The sequence below is a fragment of the Paenibacillus sp. J22R160 genome (assembly GCF_059692135.1).
Genome location: NZ_JCAUAU010000002.1, coordinates 651,994 through 668,242, shown reverse-complemented (window position 1 = coordinate 668,242; position 16,249 = coordinate 651,994). Strand labels below are relative to the sequence as shown.

General features: G+C 44.3%; 12 protein-coding genes. 10 read left to right on the top strand and 2 right to left on the bottom strand.

Annotated features, from left to right (window positions below):
• Positions 1-36: 36 nt before the first annotated feature.
• From AC58UW_RS06660 to AC58UW_RS06615, 10 genes are all read left to right on the top strand, one after another.
• Positions 37-5,094, top strand: coding sequence for an OmpL47-type beta-barrel domain-containing protein (locus tag AC58UW_RS06660; RefSeq protein ID WP_497419890.1), 5,058 nt, complete (start codon positions 37-39; stop codon positions 5,092-5,094).
• Between the two features lie 182 nt (positions 5,095-5,276).
• Complete coding sequence (locus AC58UW_RS06655) at positions 5,277-6,719, top strand: spore germination protein (RefSeq protein ID WP_497419889.1); 1,443 nt, start codon at positions 5,277-5,279, stop codon at positions 6,717-6,719.
• 28 nt (positions 6,720-6,747) lie between these two features.
• Complete coding sequence (locus tag AC58UW_RS06650; RefSeq protein ID WP_497419888.1) at positions 6,748-6,987, top strand: Ger(x)C family spore germination protein; 240 nt, start codon at positions 6,748-6,750, stop codon at positions 6,985-6,987.
• Positions 6,935-7,933 (top strand): Ger(x)C family spore germination protein, encoded by a 999-nt coding sequence (locus tag AC58UW_RS06645; RefSeq protein WP_497419887.1) that lies wholly within the window; start codon positions 6,935-6,937, stop codon positions 7,931-7,933. Before AC58UW_RS06650 ends, AC58UW_RS06645 begins: the two co-directional genes overlap by 53 nt.
• An 8-nt stretch (positions 7,934-7,941) precedes the next feature.
• Positions 7,942-9,039, top strand: a complete 1,098-nt coding sequence (locus AC58UW_RS06640) for a GerAB/ArcD/ProY family transporter (RefSeq protein ID WP_497419886.1) — start codon at positions 7,942-7,944, stop codon at positions 9,037-9,039.
• A 301-nt stretch (positions 9,040-9,340) separates the two neighbouring features.
• The gene (locus AC58UW_RS06635; RefSeq protein ID WP_497419885.1) at positions 9,341-10,657 is read left to right on the top strand and encodes a spore germination protein; all 1,317 of its coding nucleotides are present in this window, start codon (positions 9,341-9,343) and stop codon (positions 10,655-10,657) included.
• A gap of 21 nt (positions 10,658-10,678) precedes the next feature.
• On the top strand, positions 10,679-11,779 hold the full coding sequence (locus AC58UW_RS06630; protein ID WP_497419884.1) for a GerAB/ArcD/ProY family transporter: 1,101 nt from the start codon (positions 10,679-10,681) through the stop codon (positions 11,777-11,779).
• Positions 11,769-12,836, top strand: a complete 1,068-nt coding sequence (locus tag AC58UW_RS06625; protein ID WP_497419883.1) for a Ger(x)C family spore germination protein — start codon at positions 11,769-11,771, stop codon at positions 12,834-12,836. Before AC58UW_RS06630 ends, AC58UW_RS06625 begins: the two co-directional genes overlap by 11 nt.
• 223 nt (positions 12,837-13,059) lie before the next feature.
• Positions 13,060-13,599 (top strand): cupin domain-containing protein, encoded by a 540-nt coding sequence (locus tag AC58UW_RS06620; RefSeq protein ID WP_497419882.1) that lies wholly within the window; start codon positions 13,060-13,062, stop codon positions 13,597-13,599.
• Positions 13,600-13,926: 327 nt separating this feature from the next.
• On the top strand, positions 13,927-15,177 hold the full coding sequence (locus tag AC58UW_RS06615) for an esterase-like activity of phytase family protein (RefSeq protein ID WP_497419881.1): 1,251 nt from the start codon (positions 13,927-13,929) through the stop codon (positions 15,175-15,177).
• 63 nt (positions 15,178-15,240) lie between these two features.
• On the opposite strand, the gene ytxJ is transcribed toward AC58UW_RS06615, so the two are convergent.
• Together ytxJ and AC58UW_RS06605 are read right to left on the bottom strand one after the other, a co-directional pair.
• Entirely contained in the window at positions 15,241-15,579 is a 339-nt protein-coding gene (gene ytxJ / locus AC58UW_RS06610) for a bacillithiol system redox-active protein YtxJ (protein ID WP_497419880.1), read from the bottom strand.
• A gap of 73 nt (positions 15,580-15,652) precedes the next feature.
• Positions 15,653-16,210, bottom strand: coding sequence for a TetR/AcrR family transcriptional regulator (locus tag AC58UW_RS06605; RefSeq protein WP_497419879.1), 558 nt, complete (start codon positions 16,208-16,210; stop codon positions 15,653-15,655).
• Between the last annotated feature and the right edge of the window lie 39 nt (positions 16,211-16,249).

Here is a 16,249-nt window from a genome sequence, read left to right as displayed (position 1 = left end):
AATCCTATTGATAATCTCGTTCATTTGGAGGTAATTATGAGATCCCTACACAAGTCAAAACTCCTTGTTTCAATCCTTCTGTCGGCAATCATTGTCTCCCTGCTCCCTCTCTTCCCCGCTTACCATGCTTTCGCTGCGGGAACAGGCATCACCCAGGACTATTGGAACAATATTCCTGGCGGGAAAGTAGAACAAATCCCATTAAAGGCTCCACCTTCGGGTTCGAGGGTACTCACAAGCTTTGAGACACCGAACAATTCGGGGGATCTCTATGGTTCTCGCGTTTATGGTTTTCTGACGCCGCCAGTTAGCGGTGGTTACACCTTCTGGATTGCTGCAGATGACAGCTCCGAATTATGGCTTAGTCCGGACGGCGATCCTGCGCACAAGGAGAAAATAGCGTGGAACACGGTCTTCGCTAAGCCTAGGGAGTGGAACAAGTCTCCCACTCAGAAATCTGTGGTCATTCCGCTAACAAGCGGCAAAAGATATTATATCGAAGCGCTGCACAAGGAGAACACCTCCAATGACAACTTGGCTGTCTCCTGGCAAGGTCCGGGAATTGCCCAGCAAGTGATACCCGGTGCCTATTTGACACCCTATGTGCTGCCTGATGCACCAACGAATCCCGTGCAGGACGACACTGCGAATACATTCGGATGGACGCCTGTTCCCGGTTATTCGGATTTGGCAGCCTATGAATACAGCACGGATCGCGGATACACATGGCAGACCGTAACCGTAAACCCGCTTCAGCTGGATAATCTCAATTACACGACGGGACAAATCCAGGTTCGGTTGAAAGAAACGTCTGCACAGCCGGTTGGCAAGACCCTGTTTTCAACTTCTTTTTACACGTTAACTAAAGCTGTGGAGCCCGCGCCCGTGTATACGACGCTTTGGAGGATTGGACTTGATGATCAGCTTTCAACCGAATTTAGCGATTATCACACGACTCCGCTTGAGTCCTTCAACCTCCCGTCTGACTGGGCTTCTCGCACAGATTGGAGTTCGTTGTCCAAAGGCCTAAAGCTTAGTCGCAACGGTACGATGGCTATTACTTACAACCTCGCCGCGATTCCGGATAATGGCGTACAATTCAGCTTCAGAAGCCTCGATGCCTATGTTTCCGTACCGCAGTTAGCTGTATTTTCCAATGATACGATGGCTGGTTTAATCCAGATTGTCGGCCTTAACGGCGGAAATACGACCCGGAAATTCAAAGAAACTTACGAGCTGTACATTCCTAAGGAAATGCTAAAAGTTGGACCTAATGAGCTGAAGCTCTCACTCGATCGAGGTTTGTATGCGGGAACTGAAGGCGATGAATTTCATTGGTTTGAGTGGGATTATGCCAAACTTGAGGCTTTGGGAGCTCCCGCAACAGAACCCATTCACGGGCGCTATATCCGTCTGGGGACGGCGCTAGTCTCGCATGTGTTGAAAGACCGCGATTTGCAAACGATGGAAGTCACCAAGTGGCTGGGTCTTGCCTACAGCGGGAACGTCATTCGTTCCAGTCAATACTCGCGTGAATGGCTGTCGGCTTTGCGCGATTTGAATTTAGCACCCGTGCTGCTGCCATTCGGAACCTACATCAAGGACCCAGAGCTCTCGTCTGGCGTTGTCCCAGAGAAAGTGAAAGAGTATTACAACAACCTCATTGCTGAAAATGGGGATTTGTTTGAATACCTGGAGCTTGATAATGAACCTGGCGTGTTCAACAATGCCTTTGCCGCTGATTTGGCTCTCGCCAAATATGTTAGTGAGCAAAAACCATTGCTAAACCCATGGTTGAAAGCGGTTTCTCCAGGTTGGGCCTACTGGCCTTCCAAAGGCATTCCGGATGGCTGGGAGCGCGATCCTGCCTATCGGAAACAGATTGAAGATTACACCGATATGACAAATGGTCACAGCTATACCTTAAGCGGTATTTCAAGCGGTGAAGGCGGCGCGCTTGTTGAGACACTCAAAACTTTCCCTGACTATCAAGGTGACGGATTGGCTAGGCCGATGATGATGAGTGAAACGGGAGCGAATGATTTTCATACCGACAATAACCGATATGACACCTTCACCCATCGCTTCGCCTCCATCTTCGATCGGGAAACGCGCAGTACGATTGGCTATCTCGATTACATTATGCAGCATGCCGCTTACTTCCGAGAGTACAGCTTGCTCAAAGAGGACATCGAGATGAAGTCAGCTGACGATGCTGAAGCATGGATGAACGCAAGCGATCCTGACGAAACGCGTTTGAAGATTTTCCGCCGCTTAGCGCTCGCCTACAGTACGCACGGCAAACCGCTCCCTTATGTGTATACGAATCAGAATGAGCTCGCCGGGAAAAAAGCATATTTCCGAGCGGTGGACACATCAACGCTTGGTGTGAGCAATACTGGAGCAAAATCCAATAAAATTCTGCTCAATTTTGTTAATTTCGAAACGGCTCCAGTCACAATGAACGTTAATGTTACCCTACCTGCCAATACCCAGTATGCGGCAGAACGTTTTGGCGCCGGCAACACGTATGCGGCTGCACGCAGTTTCTCCATCGTTGACGCCGCTTCGGGCGCGCAGTTATCGGAAACGATCCAGCCCGGTGAAGCTGTTCAATACATTCTGACTCCGTATGAGAATTCCATACCGAGCACACCTACGCTGCAGGCACGTGCCGTTTCATACAAAAATATCAAGCTGACATGGCAGCCTTCTACGGATAATGCAGAAGTAGCCGGTTATAAGCTGTACGATAACGGCGTTCTCCTTGCTAAGTTTCCTAGAGCAGTAACGCGCTTTTCACATCAAGATGTCAGTCCAGAAAGCGCGCACTCGTACACGCTGATCGCTTATGATGATTCAGGCAACGAATCGGTGCCGAGCGTACCTTTAGCCATATCTTCCTTAACTCTGCCAGCTTCTCCTTTCACCACAACATCTACGGGAGCTTTACATGTTGAAGCGGAGCAAACGGAGCTGGAGGGTGTGACACATCATGGCACATTCGTTGGGATGTACTATACACAAGGGCGAATGAACATGCTAAAGCCCCCTGTTAAGGCAAATACCAATTATATTCTTAAGCTCAAATACAGTGCTGCAGCGAACAAAAAGGTCAATCTCGTTGTTAATAATCAAGTGATTCGGTCTATTGATTTGCCTGGAACTGAGCCTAACGTCTATACAACAATCGAATATAACGTCATGATGCCAGCGGACGTAAGCAATCTGGTGCTGTCCATCGTCAAGAGCAGCGATAATGTATTCGGCTACTTCGATTGGTTCGAGCTGAAAGAAGGCCTCTTGGATGAAACGCCTCAAACACTTTGGACGAATGTTGTTCATTCCAGTGCAAATACGTATTATTCCTCCGCTACCTTCGCACCCGGGGCTAATGGAGCGGATCTTCATGAAACGACAACACCTGGTGATTACGCAGCAATGGGTTTTAAAGGTTCGGGAATCCGTTGGTATTCCGATATTGAGTCTACTTTAGGAGTGGCAGATGTTTATATGGATGATGTCCTGCAAGCAACTGTCGATTTGAAAACGGCTAATACACAAGGCGCGAAAAAGCTGGTTTTCGAAAAAACGGGTCTCCCTCTGGCGAACCATATCATCAAAGTTGTCGCTAAAAACGGCCGCATTATCCATCAATCGTTTGAGTTTTTGAGTTTGGAACGCCAGCCTTTAACACCAGGACCTGATCTTATCGTAACCGATCTAGGAACAGATCCAGCTGATCCTTATGCCGGTCAAACGGGCGTTCGTTTCTATGTCACGGTGAAAAATGTCGGTCTCCTCCCCACCCCAGCCGATCTAATTACTGGAGCCGTGTTCGGTTTGAACGGCGGTTCGTTCGGCTATACGGATACGTATAATCAGTCCATCCCAGTGGGCGGCACTGCAACGCTGTATACGAATGCAGGGGGTGAAAATGGGTATTGGGAAGTGCCTAATGGAGAAGCCACCTACCAATTAAGCGTCAATATCAATGATATCGGGCGATTCACGGAGATGGATCGTACGAACAACACCAAGGAGATTACGTTTCAGGTGACTAAGCGGGATGTCTCCCCTCCTGTGACCACAGTGACAGCAGATGGAGCAACGGGTTCAGGCACATTCAATAGGCAAAATGTGCAGGTTGCATTTACAGCCGCGCATCCGACTGTTGGTGTAGGCATCAAGCGGACAGAGTACCGCATCCTGGGTGGAACTGAAACCTGGCAGGCTGTCACAGACCAGCCAGTCATCTTCGCGGATGAAGGAATTTATCAAATCCAATATCGCTCAATTGATATGATGAATAACGAGGAATTGCCCAAAGATTTGATTATTGGCATCGATAAAACCGCTCCAACAACCTCACATACCCCATTAGCGGGATGGCAGCGAATACCACAAACCGTTACCTTAGCGGTTTATGATGCTTTGAGCGGTGTACAACAGACCTATTACTCGCTAAATGGAGCAACTCCAAATGCTGGAACCTCGGTTACAGTAAACACTTACGGTATAAACACTGTGCATTATTACAGTATTGATGCTGCCGGCAATCAAGAAGTTAGCCGCTCTGCGGAAGTACGCTTTGATCCGCAAGCTCCTGTCATCAATATTACTGGTCCTTTAACTGTTTTTTGGACGGATCCGATTGTATTGAATGTTGGTATCACAGATGCTTTAAGTGGCGTAGCCTCATCTAGGGTTAAACTGGACGGCACTGATATTAGCCCTAACATTAACCTCCAGCCGCTTAGCTTGTGGTTAGGTCAACATACAATAGAAGTAACAGCAACGGATAACGCGGGCAATACAATTGTACTTACCTTTGTATTGAAGGTAATCATGGATCTTGATCATTTGGACGATCTGCTCCGGCTATTATGGAATATAGGTTATTTCAAAAACCAAAATATCTATAACGGCTTGCAGAGCGCGGTTGCTGTGCTTCAGAAACTGCTGAACCAAAGTCAGCTTAAAGATCCGACTTTCTTTGATGGTGCCATTAAAGACAGCAAGTATGTTGACAGTACGACCACCAAGATGCTTCAGGATGCCTTACAATATCTGCAGCAAAAATCACGGAAATGAATAGGAAATAAATGGCCTGCTATCCAAAGTAACTTTTGGATGGCAGGCCTTCTTTCAGCCATTTGTGAAACAGGAAAAACGTCGGAGTTTGCCCGACGTTCGAGTGGTCATTTCTTTAGAAGTATAAATAACTCCTGCTTTACCAATATTAACAATCATCTAATTAACGAGGAGGTTTGCTTATGAGTCTCCCCTCTGGTTCGTCAAATTCTATTATTTCATTCATCATAGATGCACTTGGTCATTCACCTGACTTCAACCATCACTTGTTACCTGTTACCGGGAATGAGGAAATTCATTGTTTCTACATAGAATCGCTAGTAGATAAAACACGTTTTGAAGAATTCATTTTGCAACCGCTTATTCAACTTGACGTTGGTTCTGACCACAAACAGATGACTAGCGTCCTCACTAATAACATGCCCAGTTCATTCATGCAGACGGTAAGCAATGGGGAAACAGGCATCAAATATGTATTAGATGGATTTATCTTATTCGTCCCTTTGAGAGAAGGACAGCCGTTTGCCTTAGATTTCTCCAAAATCCCTGCTCGAAGTGTGACCGAGCCCGTGAATGAAGTCACCGTACATGGACCAAAAGAAGGCTTTACGGAGGATATTAAAGTAAACTTGGCCTTGGTTCGCAAGCGCTTGAAATCGAGTCATTTAACCTATAGCAAGCTCACACTCGGGCAGAATACCAAAACGGATGTCTATCTTGTCTATTTGCAAAACCTGGCTTCTCCTGCCATTATATCCGAAGCAGAACGCAGATTGGAAAACATCAAAACGGACAGCATATTAGAAAGTGCATATATCGAAGAGTGCATACAAGATACCGAGTGGACGCCCTTTCCTCAAGTGTATTCAACGGAAAGACCAGATGTCGTAACGGCACATCTATTGGAGGGTTCATTCGCCGTCATGACCTCCGGTACGCCGTGCGTATTAATCGGACCCATTACTTTTTTTCAATTATTTAATTCACCGGAGGATTATTATGAGCGAGCGGATATCGCAACGTTGATTCGTTGGCTTCGGATGTTCTCCTTCTTGCTTGCTATCTTCGTCCCATCCGTTTACATCGCATTTGTGACTTTCCATCAGGAAGTGCTTCCCGTTTCTCTCTTAATTAGTTTGTCTTCGCAGCGAGAAGGCATTCCTTTCCCAGCGTTTTTAGAGGCGATGATCATGCTGATTACCTTTGAAATCCTGCGAGAAGCCGGGCTTCGTATGCCTCGTATTGCTGGACAAGCCATTTCCATTGTAGGAGCGCTCGTATTAGGACAATCGGCAGTAGAAGCAGGACTTGTATCTGCTTCTATGGTCATCGTGGTTTCTATTACTGCTATTGCTAATTTCGTCACTCCCTCTTACAGTTTTGGAACCGTTCAGCGTATCATCCAGTTCAGTTTTATTATCTTAGCAGGTGTAGTAGGCATGCTCGGCATTACATGCGGCGTGCTTTTGTTGCTTACGCATCTAGTGTCCATTCGATCATTCGGTGTCAAATATTTCACACCTCTCGCTCCGCTTCATATTGCAGATTTGAAAGATACTTTGATACGTGCTCCACGATCGAAAATGAAAAGATCTCGCCGATTATTTTCAAGGCGTCAACCTTAGCCTTGATGCAAGACAAGGAGAACCTGTCATGAGACACCCGAAATTTGCCGCAGCTTTCTTAACACTTATCGTGCTGACGACCGGATGCTGGGACAAGAAAGAAATTAATGATCTTGCAATCGTAGACGCAATTGGCATTGATTACGATCCAGAAACAAGCAATCGGCTTGTCTATTTTCAAGTTCTTAATCCAACCGGTGCCGGAGGCAAATCCGGTGAAGACTTCCAAGGCATCTGTCTATACATACAAAGCAACACAAGAACTTGAATCGGTTTCAGGCTTTAGTATCTATGCGAACAATCAAGTTCCTCGATTCCTCTTCACTAATCAAGTTCAAGTCTATATAATGTCACAACGCTATGCCATGAAATATTATCGTGAGATTCTGGACTGGACCGAAAGTAACCCGACTAGACGCTCAACGGGCTATTGTTTTATTGCGGATGATCCTTTGGAGAAAATCATGCACACGCTTGTCCCCTTGGATCGTATTCCAGGCGAGGCGATCCACGCCATGATGGATCTCCAACATAGAGTAAATGGAACTTATGTGCCTGTTCGCGCACGCGATGCCATTAATTCGCTTTCTCGGAAACAACCTTTCGTCGTTCCGAATATTAAGGTACTGAGCTCTAAACAGAACACTGAATTCTCAAAGCTTGAAGAGATCAATGCACCGGATAGGAGTATTATTTTAAATGGAGGAACCGTATTTCTCCAGGAGCGCAACGCAGGCAAAATTGATGACCTAACAAACAATTTAAATAATTTACTAAACAACAAAGTGGATCAATATTTAATAAAACTTTCAAATACTAAAGGAAACATTGAGGTCTTTCTTGGCGATACGAAAATAGAGCGAAGTTTACTCATTGATGGAGATTTAACCAAGCTTCACTTAACCATAAAATCATCACTACGATTAATGCTGGACAATAGACCCGTGGATTCTGATTTGTTCGACTATAAGGAAATTGAAAGATTAGCGAATAAAGAATTTGAAAAAAAATGTATAGAATTCGTAAAATTCACTAAGGAAAAAAACTGGGATTTGCTTGGCATTCAGGATCAAATCGACCGCAAGCGCAGTAAGCAATGGTCTAGGTTGAAATCCGACCCGTCAGCTTGGAGAGAGACGGATGTTAACATAACTACGGATCTCAAACTAAAGTGGTTTGGACGAACAAAGTCTTCCTACCGCAGAGAGGAGTAAAGCTGAATATGGAAAATGCGCAACTGACACCTTGGCAGATGTTCCTCCTTACGATTTCTTTTATACTAGGAACATCGTTCTTTATTCGTCCAGGAGGACTGATCACTTCTGCTAAGGAGCACGCATGGATCATACCGCTTGGAGGGGGGATATATGGCATCATTATAGCAACGCTATGGATTTATTTGTCACGGAGGCACCCCGGATTAAGTATCGTCCAGATCTGCATAGTTGTGCTCGGCCCCAAAGTAGGATATTTCTTTGCGAGTTTGTATATCGTGCTTTTCATACAACTCGCTGCTTGGGTCGTGCGTAATTTGGGGGATTTTATCAAGATGAATTTACTGCTGCAAACACCTATTGAATTCGTTCACCTTCTGTTTTTACTTGTATCTGCTTATGTCGTCATAAAAGGTGCGGAATCGCTAGCCATGCTAAACGAATTTTTGACCCCTATCTTACTTTTTGTTTTTTGGATCGTGTTCCTCCTCATGCTAAAAGGCTGGGATTGGGCAAACTTTGGTCCGGCACAAGAATTCCGCCCTTTACCACTTTTACTCAATACGAAGGAGATTCTTGGGTTTCCTTTCAGTGAGACCGTATGTCTCATCATGTTTTTTCCGTTTGTAAGTAAAAAGCTTGTAAGATCCTTCCTTATGGGGATCGGAGTAGCGGCTATTATGCTCAGCTTAATCGTTTTTTTCGTACTTGGTATGGTCGGGAGCTACCGTTCCTCTCATTTAATGTACCCGATTTTCACATTGGCGCAGGAACTGCCTTTTTCCTTTTTCTTGGATCACATGGAGGTCGTGATTGTATTTATTTGGTTTTTAGCCATCTCAATTAAACTTTCCATAGCGATGTACTGCTCCGTGCTTGGAATTAGTCAGATGTTTGGGCTGAAAAATAGAACCTTTACGACCATTTCTTTAATATGGATAATCCTACCTATCTCTTTGCTGTTTGAGAATGTTCTCGAAAATATGAACTGGGATCACCATTATTCTTTTGCCTTCGAAAGCTTGTTTGCCGTCGTGATCCCGGTGCTGCTCATCGTTGTTTCTTGGATTAGAAACGAACAATTCAAACGGATGCATGTTGCATGATTCTATTAACTATGGTCTACCTTATTTACTTGCCCCTCTCTATTTGGGGAATGTTACGCGCTAAAACTTCAACTAAGGAAAAATTTATCCATATATTTTTGACCACAATTGGCTTTCTGTTGTATGCGAGTATACTCATGGGTCAACCAATTGATACCAATAAGATAATTGGTTGGATGATTGATAAATTACTTTAAGTAGAAAAGGCTGCCGTATTTTTGAAAATACCATGAGGCTTTGCCTATTGGGCCATACGAATAATTCCCAATTTATAGTAAACACTATCTCTGGGAGGTTAGCCATGAGCAACTTTTTAGAGGTCATTCTTAAAAAAGCACAATTTCATCGTGATCTGAAAATTGAACGGATACAGCTCGGAGCGGAATATATGTGGCTGATTTGTTATGACTCTGTTGTGAATTCGCAGGAAACCATTAGGTTTATTTGGGATTCCGGAATTACGCAAGCCGTTTCCTACGACGACATTCGCTCGCGATTGGTTGGCAAGGCATGGAGCCCTGAGGAGATGAATGAGCTTCAGCAAGGACGGGTAGTTTTATTGAGTGCCGATGGTGAGCGCGCATTCAGTTTTCAAGGAATGCCCGCTTCTCTTTCCCGAGCTGTTGATAAGCCTGAGAACGAATCGATGCCATTCGCTCCGGCGGTCGCCTTCATGGAGCCCTTAACCACGAATATTGGACTCATTAGAAGAGGGTTGAATTCGCAATACTTAATTGCTGAAGGTTTTACATTTACTGGAGCAGCCACGAAAGAGGCATCCTTAGTTTACCATTCAGAGCAAGTGGATAAAGAACTGCTGCGTCAAGTCAAAGGTTTATTGCTTAACGCTTCAAACAGGGATTTACAGACAGGACAAGACCTGATGGAAATACTAGGAAGCAATCGTTTTGACTTGCTGTCTCCCTTTTATAAAACAGAAATTCCTATGCAAGCGATCTTATCAATGATGCGAGGAAGAGTCATATTGCTGATAGATGGAGAACCCGTGGCTTACGTGCTTCCCCTGCTATTTGGCGACTTCATTTCTATACAGTGGGATAGACAACTTCCCCTGCTCATTATGTTAGGTCTCCGATCCTTGCGTTTAATGAGCGTGTTGATCTCTTTGCTGACACCTGGACTTTATGTAGCTCTAGTCTCTGTGAATCCAGAAACGCTGCGAATCGAGCTTGCGCTCTCTGTAGCAAGCAGCCGAATTGGCATCCCCTTGCCTACATTTTTAGAAATGGCTTTCTTATTAATTGTTAGCGAGATCAGCATTGAATCAACACAGCGGTTACCCAAAAGCATAGCTGCTTCCATTACGGTCATAGGGGGCATTGTACTTGGAACAGCCATTGTCGATGCCAAGTTGGTAAGCAGTCTTGTTATCATTGTACTGTCAGTTTCCGTAACTGCCACCTTTGCTTTTCCTAATTACTTAAACACGTTGAATATTCGAATTATGAGAGCAGCCGTCGTTGTGCTCTCTGGTATTTTTGGTGTTTTCGGTTTGTTCGCAGGTTTTATTGCCATTTGCTTTTATGTGTGCAGAGTTGAACACTTTGGTATACCGTTTATGAGCTTTCTCGATTACAGGAAATTAAGACGAACCTAGCATTTGGAAAGGAGTGATTCTTTGAGTTATCGATGGATTTCAACGTTAACAATCCCTTTATTTTTCATCGGATGTCATTGCAGTATCATGTTTCTGCTCTTTCCAAGAGCGGTGTTACATACAACGAAATATGGACATTGGGAACCAGCCGTGATGTATATGCTTATCGAGTTAATCCTTATGGTCATTTTGATTAAAGGATTGAACAAAGCAGGGAATTTGGATTATGCAGATTTACTTCTTCCTCTCGGTAGATGGGTTAGTACAGCCCTGCTTCTGCCACTTATTCTCTATATACTCCTTATCGGTGTTCTGGGGATTCGAGGCTTTGCTGAACTAATGATTATCGTTTTCGTGGTCCGATCACCGTTAATTTCAATTTTGATATTACTTTGTTTCATTACGTTACTTGGATCATCCATCGGCCCGCATGGCATCTTGAGAGCTAGCAACTTAGTGTCAATTCTACATTTCCCTGCTCTTTTATTCGCCCTGCTGGGGTGTGCTGTTAATTCAAGGTTCACCAACATCTTTCCACTTGTAAATACAAGCTTTGACTTTTTGCAGCATGTAAAGTTTCTAATTCCATTATTTTCAATTTGCCCTTTTCTTCTACTAGGTATGCTGCCTCCTGTTATCAAAGTTCGGATGAAACCCCTCCTGATTACAATGATTCCTTTAACTGTGCTATATGTGGCCATCATCTATATTCCAGTTCTTATATTTGGGGTGAACGCGGCAACATTAATGAATTTTCCACTGGTAACAAGTATTGATACCGTCAATATTACCTGGTCCATATTTAACCGAATATCACTATTCTATGCGGTTGCTCTGCTTGCTTTCGTCTTATTAATCACCTCATATGCGCTCTGGTCCTCTGCTGTGTTAGTTCGAAAAATGATACCGGGGTGGAAGGAGTCCTATATTAGACCCATTCTTTGCTTACTTGTCTTTGTAGCATCCGCAATAATTCCGAACTGGAATTCCTATATAAAGATATACACGTTCGATATTTGGTTCCGTATCGTTGTCTTCTTGGTGATCCCAATTGTTGTCTTTCTACGAGGAGGTTTCATTCAAAGAGCGAACAGAAAGAAGGTTATCGAAAATGATGCGTAAACTTCAAACTGGTGCTCTACTAATCACTTGTGCGGCATTGTTAACCGGCTGTTGGGACATTAAGGACGTCAATCACAGGGTTCTCCCCATTGTCTTGGGCATCTCTTATGGTAAGGCTAGTAAATATAGGATTCACATTCAAATTCCATCGCCTGAAAAGCAAGGATTATCCTCCAAGGTTTATTACAAAGAAGCCGATACAATTAGTAAAGCACTTACGGAAATTGATACCGATATTGAAGCCGGCATCGATTTCATGCATGTGCAATTAATCGTTATTGATCGTACACTTGCCGAAGATGGGATTCAAGAAGCGATAGCCTTCATCGCGAGAAGCCAGCAGCTGCCTACCAAAGCGCTCGTTGCCATCACTTCCGAAGAAATCGGATCTTTTCTAGCACATACAGGGCGTGTTATCCAAACGGACGGGAGCGCACTCATGAACTTTTTCAATAAAAATGCAGGATGGAGCCCTGAAATTAGTCTCGCCTATGTTTGGAAAATCTTTGGAGCTATCCATTCAGACACGGAAGATGTGACCATACCCATTCTGCGCTCGGGGAAATCAACGATGCTGGAGTTTCTTGGTTCTGCGGTAATGGCCAAAGGGAGGATGAAAGGGGAAATTAAGAAGGAACAATCCCTGTTAATCAATTTATACGAAGAAATGTTTCAAGGCTCTGTTGTTCAAGTAACGAATCAGGCGAGCGTAGCGATTGTAAAATGTAAAAACCGCATACATACCGATTGGCGTGACGAGCATCCCGTCCTTCATATGAATATGCAGCTTTCCTTGCAACTTATTGAGAATAATGGAAGCTTTAATGAAGACCAGATCGTGGAAGCCTTTTCAAAAGATATAAAAGAACGGTATGAGGTGCTCTTTGGCCAGCTCAAAGCGATTGGATCCGATGCTTTAGGTACGGGACAATATTTTAGAAACAAACTGCCTTTCGTTCAGCTCCCCAAATGGCGTGAAGATTATTATCCGAAATTGGAGACCGATCTAACGATTGGATGCATTATCACGAATAGTGGTGATGTATCAGAAAATTAAACTGTGTGCAATAAATACCTAATAGAGGGCTTGTCCCCTCTATTTTTTTATTTCCACAAAGAATCCTCCCCCCAATTATTTTAATTTTGTGAATCGATTCTACGTCTTGACGATAGTCATTTAGAGGGATACCATGAAGCTGGGATGTCATCTTTTCTTGGAAATTGTAAGCAGATTGACTCCCAGCCGGGCTAATACTGAACCATTAAATAAGGAGGCTGTCATGACAAGTATTGACAGACAAATAACGAATCCTCGCAGCGGGCAGAGGATGATTTTCCGTTTAACCGGGAAAGAGACGAATGGTGACTTATTGGAAATTGAAAGCTTTAATCCCCCCTCTAACGAAAGAGAGCCCGAACATATTCATCCGAAGCAAAAAAGTTCATTAGAAGTGATTACCGGCAAAATCCACTTCTATATGAACGGCGAGACCCGAGTCCTCGGTCCAGGAGATCTTTTGGAGATTCCTGCCGGCGTTCCCCATTATTTCTGGAATGAAGATGCTGCCGAAGCGCATACGGTTCAAAGATTTACACCGGCACTGGAGATTGAAGGATTCTTCCGCACTTATTTCGCTCTTGCAAGAGACGGCAAGCTGAATGCGAAAGGAACACCCAGTTTGGTTCGGATGGCTTTGCCCATGCTCAATTATCAGAATGAAATTCAGGTGGTAAACCCTGCATGGTCCGTGCAGAAAATCGTCTTTACGATCCTTACTCCCCTTGCTAGGTTGCTTGGCTATAAGGAGAAATATGAGTGATTATCGTTACAAAAACTCAACTGTAAAATACTCGGGTTGATTTGGAAGAAGCGCGTTCATGCATACGGGATTCGAGCCTCCACGTTGATTAACCACTGGTCTGATATCATTTATAGTACCACAAATTACCGCAATAGAGATGCCATGTGGCTACCGATCAATTCCTCGGTAGCCTAAGACATCAATCCCGACAACTGCATGCATCTAGTCCTTTGAATTTAAGCTTATGTAAATTTCCCCATATCCTATTGTCCCGTTCTGGCGCACTTCTATATAATGAGAGTGTCATCGTTACTGATGGATGAATTTGGGAGAGAAGGTGTTGACGTGAAGGTAAGTAAGCTCATTTCTACTGGGGCTGTCGCCGGTTTATTGCTGGTCTCCGTGCCACTCGCTGCCGCTTCGGCCGCCACGACGGAACCAAACGGACAAGCTTCAATGACTGAAGGCCAACAACGAAAAGCAGCGAAGTCTCATAAGCAAGCTAGGCATGTTCAAAATCACACGGTCGGGCAACTTACGTTTATCGGTGAACAACGACTTGCAAACGATCTAAAGTTCGAGGAAACGCTTGTTGGCGGATTATCCGGTATTGATTACAACCCTGGAACGCACCAATGGGTTCTTATCAGCGATGATCGCTCGGACAATGCTCCTGCTCGTTTTTACAGCGCTAAGCTGAAATACGACACCAAGAGTTTTTACGGGGTCGAACTTACCGGTATGACGCAGTTCAAACAAGAAGATGGCACAACGTATCCGAACAAGAAAGATTACACGGCTAATAAGCAAGGCATTGTCCCAGATTTGGAATCGATCCGCTTTGATCCTAACGGCAAAACGATCTGGTATACGAGCGAAGGCGATCGCAGCCTTAACTTGAACCCTTTCATCCGCCAAGCAACATTGAAAGGCAAGTACGTGTCTTCGATCCTGACGCCTAAAGCTTTCCAAATGGATGTCAACAGCGGTAACACTACGCAGAAAGGCTTCCGTAACAATCTTGCTCTGGAAGGAAGCAGTTTCTCCCCAGACGGCAAATACTACTTTACTTCCATGGAAGCCGCGCTCTATCAGGACGGCGAAATCTCGACGGTTGATGCTGGCTCTTATTCCCGTATAACGAAATACAATCGAAGTGGCGATATCATCGCGCAATATGCGTATCCGATTGACGCCATCCCGGCTAAGCCCGGACAAGGCAAAAGCGCCGATAACGGCGTTTCGGAAATGCTTGCGATAAACGATCATCAGTTCCTGATCTTGGAACGGTCCGGCGTGCAAGCCGCCGATGGCAATTATTCCAATTACATTCGCATTTATCAAGCGGAAGCCGCTCAAGCGACCAATGTGAACAGCCTTGACGCTTTAACAGCCGGCCAATTCACACCGCTTACAAAGAAGCTGGTGCTGGATCTCAATACGCTGAACCTGCCGAAACTCGATAACGTGGAAGGCATCACTTGGGGGCCGAAGCTCCAAAACGGGCACGACAGCCTTATCCTTGTCTCTGACAACAATTTCGGCGCATCGCAAGTGACGCAGCTTCTAGCCTTTGACGTTTCACCCGAGAAGTAGTGAAGCATTCTTATAGAAAAAAGACCGCATTCTGCGGTCTTTTTTTCATTGCAACTTCTTATTTTAATCTAAAATTGCAGTCATATGCGCTTTCGTAACCGCCCAGTGGGAGGCAGCCCAATATTTCCCTTGATCCTTCACGTATATCATTTGCGGAGATTCATGTTTGACGTTCAAATCCTCAGCAATTTTGTTCGACACCGGACGGGATTCGATCACTTTGACTAACGTGTAATCGACCTCTTGACTCGGGGTACTCTTCAAATAATTTTCAAATTCTTCAAGTGCATTGGCGCTAACGGGGCATGTCGTACTATGTTTATAAATAATTTGTCCGCGTTCTGATGACTTTGCAAGTATTTCATTCCACTCTTCAAGTGTAGTGATTTCCTTCCAGTTCATTTGAGCATGTCTCCCCTCTTGAATTATTGTGTTGACCAATTTACTTACTAGTTGATAAGCTTCCACCAAAAAATTAACACTTAATAATCCGTTCTATTTGATCACTAATGGAAGGTAATATATCTTTTTCTATCACTCGATTGTACTGCAAGCTACCTTTTATCATTGACAAAACGGTATAGGCTAAAGATTCGACATCGACGGAGCTTTTAACTAAGCCTTCGTTCTGTGCTTCTCCTAGTAGCTCTCTCCAACTTGTCAATTCAAATTGGCTAATTTCTTGAACTCTTTCTTGAACTACTTCTGGAAGGGATACATAGTCGGTTTGCAGTGAAGAAATTGGACATATGCCATTTCCCCCCAGCTCTAGTTGCTTGGTCATTAAACTTTTCATTTTCTCTTCCACGGGTATTGAATCACTCTTCAAGGACATGACTAAACGTTGCAAAAACTGATGGATTCTATCCGTTAAAGCAACAGCTAAATCCTCCTTTTTTTCGAAGTGGTAATGAATGCTCGCCTTCGTTACGCCTAGCTGCTTTGATATATCGTCGTAACTAATTGCAACATACCCTTTTTCGCGAATCAGATCCAGAAACAGGTCAAGAATTTGAGTTTTTCTATTTTTCATACGGACATTCTAACTTACTAGTTGATAAGTTGTCAAGTT

Bases quoted from the DNA above. Each gene is read 5' to 3' on its own strand.
- ytxJ (WP_497419880.1), bottom strand. From the start codon at position 15,579: ATGAACTGGAAGGAAATCACTACACTTGAAGAGTGGAATGAAATACTT.
- AC58UW_RS06620 (WP_497419882.1), top strand. From the start codon at position 13,060: ATGACAAGTATTGACAGACAAATAACGAATCCTCGCAGCGGGCAGAGG.
- AC58UW_RS06650 (WP_497419888.1), top strand. From the start codon at position 6,748: ATGAGACACCCGAAATTTGCCGCAGCTTTCTTAACACTTATCGTGCTG.
- AC58UW_RS06605 (WP_497419879.1), bottom strand. From the start codon at position 16,210: ATGAAAAATAGAAAAACTCAAATTCTTGACCTGTTTCTGGATCTGATT.
- AC58UW_RS06660 (WP_497419890.1), top strand. From the start codon at position 37: ATGAGATCCCTACACAAGTCAAAACTCCTTGTTTCAATCCTTCTGTCG.
- AC58UW_RS06635 (WP_497419885.1), top strand. From the start codon at position 9,341: ATGAGCAACTTTTTAGAGGTCATTCTTAAAAAAGCACAATTTCATCGT.
- AC58UW_RS06655 (WP_497419889.1), top strand. From the start codon at position 5,277: ATGAGTCTCCCCTCTGGTTCGTCAAATTCTATTATTTCATTCATCATA.
- AC58UW_RS06625 (WP_497419883.1), top strand. From the start codon at position 11,769: ATGATGCGTAAACTTCAAACTGGTGCTCTACTAATCACTTGTGCGGCA.
- AC58UW_RS06640 (WP_497419886.1), top strand. From the start codon at position 7,942: ATGGAAAATGCGCAACTGACACCTTGGCAGATGTTCCTCCTTACGATT.